Source organism: Streptomyces sp. WAC06614 (assembly GCF_003949795.1).
In the GTDB taxonomy this organism is placed as follows: Bacteria; Actinomycetota; Actinomycetes; order Streptomycetales; family Streptomycetaceae; genus Streptomyces.
Map to the genome: position 1 here is coordinate 1 of NZ_RPRY01000600.1, position 2064 is coordinate 2064.

Annotated in this window: 1 protein-coding gene and 1 pseudogene; both read right to left on the reverse strand. The window is 76.7% G+C overall.

The window, feature by feature from the left end; translation table 11 throughout:
- A partial coding sequence (locus tag EF918_RS35125) for a serine/threonine-protein kinase (RefSeq protein ID WP_312847893.1) occupies positions 1-634 on the reverse strand: 634 nt, incomplete at its 3' end.
- A 165-nt stretch (positions 635-799) separates the two neighbouring features.
- A pseudogene (locus EF918_RS35130) lies at positions 800-2064 on the reverse strand (hypothetical protein); the annotation flags it as partial.

Consider the following 2064-nt stretch of genomic DNA (forward strand, 5'->3'; position numbering starts at 1 on the left):
CGGCGCCGAGCGAGTCCCGGCGGAACGGCGACTCGCCCGTCACCGCCGCGCACAGCAGCGCACCCAGCGACCACAGGTCGGACGCCGGTCCGGCGGTGGCGCCCTGCATCCGTTCCGGAGCCGAGTACTCCGGTGTGCCGGCGAAGACTCCGGTGCCGCTGATCGTCGTCGCCCCGGGCAGACTGGCGATCCCGAAATCGGTCAGCACCACCCGGCCCGTGCCCGCCTCCAGCAGGACGTTCGCCGGTTTGACGTCGCGGTGCAGCATCCCGCGGGCATGGGCGGCGGTCAGCGCGTCGAGCAGGTCGACGCCGATCCGGGCGGCCTCCGGCGGGGACAGGGCGCCGTCGGAGGAGGCCAGCCGGTCGGCGAGCGAGCCGCCGTCGACCAGCTCCATCACGATGAACGGCCGCCCGTCGTCCTCGACGACGTCGTGGACCACGATCACGTGCGGGTGCCGGATCTGTGCCACGGCCCGCGCCTCGCGCAGCGCGCCCGCCGGGTCGACCCCCGCCTCCACGTTCAGCTCCTTGACGGCGACGGCGCGCCCGAGCAGCTCGTCGGTGGCGCGCCACACGACGCCCATGCCGCCGCGGCCCAGCCGCTCCCGCAGCCGGTACCGTCCGCCTATCACCGCACGGCCGCCACCGCCGCCACCGCCGTCACCGCCGTCACCGCCGTCACCGCCGCCACCACCGACCCCGTCGGCCTCGTCCGGCCCGTCACGCCGCGCCACTCCCGACCCCCCGTTCGTCGCTCCCGTCATGGTGCCCTACCGGTCCGGTGCCCTTTCGCGATGTCAACGCCAGCTCGGGTGTCCCTCGTTGACCGCCTCGGGCGTCAGGGCGCGCGGCTCGGTGCCGTCGGCGCGGACGGCCCAGACCACCGGGGCCTCGTACGGGCCGCGGACGAAGGCCAGCCACGTCCCGTCGGGGGACCAGGTCGGGTCCATCTCGTGGTCGCTGGTCGAGACCAGCTCCTGGTCGCCGGTGCCGTCGGTGCCGATCAGCCGGATGTCGCCCTGGCTGCCCCGGCCGTAGGTCCCGGCCGTGTAGGCGAACGTACGGCCGTCGGGTGACCAGACCGGGTCGAGCGCCGGGTGCGGCAGCCGGGTCACCTGCTGCGGGACGGTGCCCGGGGCGTTCGGATCCACCACGTGGATCTGCCAGTTGTCCTTGCCGACCTGGAGGCAGACGGCGATCCGCTTGCCGTCCGGGGACCAGGCGGGGTCCTCGACCTGACCGCGGCCGGTGGTGAGCTGCGTCGTGGAGCCGTCGGCGAGGTCGACGACGAAGAGCTGCTGGACGCCGTCCTGGTTGCGCAGCACGGCCAGGCGCTTGCCGTCCGGGGACCAGGAGGCGCGGCCGCCCGCGATGTCCAGGACCCGCCGGGAGTTGGAGCCGTCGGCGTCGGCCGTCCAGAGCGACGAACCCTGCGCGGTCGTCCGGGTGTACGCGAACGACCGGCGGTCGGGCGACCACTGGGGCAGGCTCGCGCACGCGTCCGGTGAGGTCAGCCGGACCGGCGTGGCACTGCCGGGATCGCGGCGGGCGATCACGCTGTGGCAGTTCTGGAGGCCGAGCACGGGGTTCTGGCGGATCAGGACCGAGTCCGTGGGGAACGCGGCCGGGCCCGTGGCGGACGGGGAGGACGCGGAGCCGTCGCTCCCGCCGTCCTTCGTGTCGTCCCCGTTGCCGGCCCCGGCCGACCACGGGTGCCACAGCAGCAGGGCGGTGGCCGCCAGCACTCCCGCCGCGGCCAGCACCGCGCCACGGCGTCGCGCGGGCCGGCGTACGGTCTCCTCCCCGGCCGGCGGCGGCCCTACGACGACCGGCCCGGGCTCGGCCCCCGGGCCGTCCCCGGCCCCGGTGCGCGCCCCGGCCGGGGCGGCCGGAGCCCCGTCGATGGCGTGGGTGGATCCGGTCACGGTGGGCGCGGCGGCCCCCGCAGCCTCGCCGTCCGTGGCCGCGGCCCGCGCCGGGCCCGTGGCCGTAGGGGTCCACGGCGTCGCCGGGGCCCCGGCGGACGGGGGCGTACCGGGCGCGGACGGGGACGTACCGGGGG